We start from the raw sequence: 1,798 nt of genomic DNA, 5'->3' as shown, positions 1-1,798 counted from the left end.
TTCGGCCATTGGTTGCTTTATTGTCTCAGGGCAGGTCCTCATTGTCTGTTCCGACACGCCCGGGAGCGGGAATCACCGAAGATTAAAATCAGGAGTTTTGCATAACCCTCAAGGTCATAAGATCGGTCATTATGGCTATTTCATCCTCAAGTTCGAGTGCGGTGGATCTATTTATCGTCGAGTTGATTCTATCCAAGATTTCCATGGGAACCTCAAGGGTGGGACTACCTGTTGAAAGGTGAGTCGTCGAATGGAAGATGGGCTGCGCCCGGGTCATCCCTAAGTCCACCCCAAGTGCCGTCCCGTCGATATACTTCGCGCCCCCTGGATATTGTTGCCGTGGGGTTGTTCCTGGCGTACGAATCCGGTGGTGCATCGATGTTTTCTCCATGACCGTGTATGGACTCTCCGCCTGATCGATATTTGATTCCACCGTCTTGGAACTTGTCTGGGTTCGGGGAGGGCCTCCATTCGTTTGGCAAGTCCTTTTGGGTGGCGATCTAGTCGATGCTTGAGAAGTTGACACGTCTGTTCTGTCGACTATTTCCGTGAATGTGTCCGGGTGGATACGAAATTGTTCTGTGGCTGAGTTTCTTCAGTGTGGTATTCGTCTTTTATTTTCTCAATGCGTCAGGCAAAAATCGCTCTAGTCGAGTTCGCTCTTCCCCCATCTGGGAAAGTGTCACTTTGATGCAATTCTTTGTCATTTCAGCGATTGCGGTCGTACGCATGCTCGCAACGGTTGAGCCCAATCGGTCGAGAATCTCCTGAACCTCTTCCTCTTCATCGGAGGTGTACGACCCCAATTGTTCAATCACAAGTCCTACCAATCTTTCAGGGGGGACTTCGCCTTCTTTTTCCTTCTCATAGAGCTCATTCTTGGTTACGGGATATAAAACCTCATGGGCGCTACACAAATCACGGATTGTGGCCATCATCATAGCGCAATCTATGTCGCGATCTCTTGCTTCCTCCCTCCAGCCAGGATATTCTTCTGCTACATCGTCAAAAGTGACTTTAAATGCACTTGAGAAATTCTCGCCATAGGCCATTTCGAATTCTTTCCAAGTGTGGTCAACCCATTCCCCGAAGCGTAAGAACTGTCCTTCATTTTTAGGGCGAATAAACCCCACGTTCTCCATATGTGAATAACCTAGTTCACCCACTAGATCCCTCAGTTTTTGGGCGTTCTTCCGCAGGTAATCTTTCGGCATGGCCATGAGGGCGCGAATGATGTCTAATTCTTGAAAGAACCACATAATAGTGGGATGGTCGTCGAAGTCTTCCAGTTTTGTCATTTTGACCACGTCGATTCATTTGTAGGGGGAGTTGTCCATGGGGATATGGGCTGAGTTTGCCCTTTCGTTGCGACCCCACGTTCCGTTCACTCGTAACGTCTTGTTAGAAGGCGTGTCTCGTATGATGGCGGTCGGTCCGGTCGCTGAGTTCGATCCTGTGGGGGCTTCTTGGTCGGGGCTGTGCAGATGAACATCTTTGTCTCCATCGATGAATCTTTCGCCACCGCCGGGGAATCTTTGTGAGTCTGGCTGCCATGTGTCGGGCAGGTTCTTCTGCACGCGCATCTGGTGGAGGCTTTCGTAGTCGGCTCTGCCGTTGACGATGGTTTCGGTGGGGTCTTCCGGGATTGTGCGGAATTGTCCGGTTTCGGTGTCGCGCCATCTGCTCGCGGTGCTGTCCCAGCGGCATCCGTTGTGGACGAGGAGCCAGCTTCTGGTGGTGGCGACGTGGTAGGTGTGGGTGTTGTTGACTTCGATGTTGTGGACGGTCTGGACGGTGC

Annotated in this window: 2 protein-coding genes; both read right to left on the bottom strand. The window is 51.2% G+C overall.

The genetic code is table 11. The annotated features are described in order from the left end of the window. Window positions 1-614 precede the first annotated feature (614 nt). Complete coding sequence (locus K336_RS18825) at window positions 615-1,307, bottom strand: hypothetical protein (RefSeq protein WP_155945122.1); 693 nt, start codon at window positions 1,305-1,307, stop codon at window positions 615-617. Window positions 1,308-1,313: 6 nt separating this feature from the next. After that, window positions 1,314-1,798 (bottom strand): hypothetical protein (locus tag K336_RS19055; protein WP_162142633.1); only part of this gene is annotated, 485 nt, incomplete at its 5' end.

Source organism: Propionibacterium acidifaciens DSM 21887, assembly GCF_000426605.1.
Taxonomy (GTDB): domain Bacteria; phylum Actinomycetota; class Actinomycetes; order Propionibacteriales; family Propionibacteriaceae; genus Propionibacterium; species Propionibacterium acidifaciens.
The sequence above is the reverse complement of the archived record's forward strand: the minus strand, read 5'-3'. Positions and strand labels throughout refer to the sequence as shown.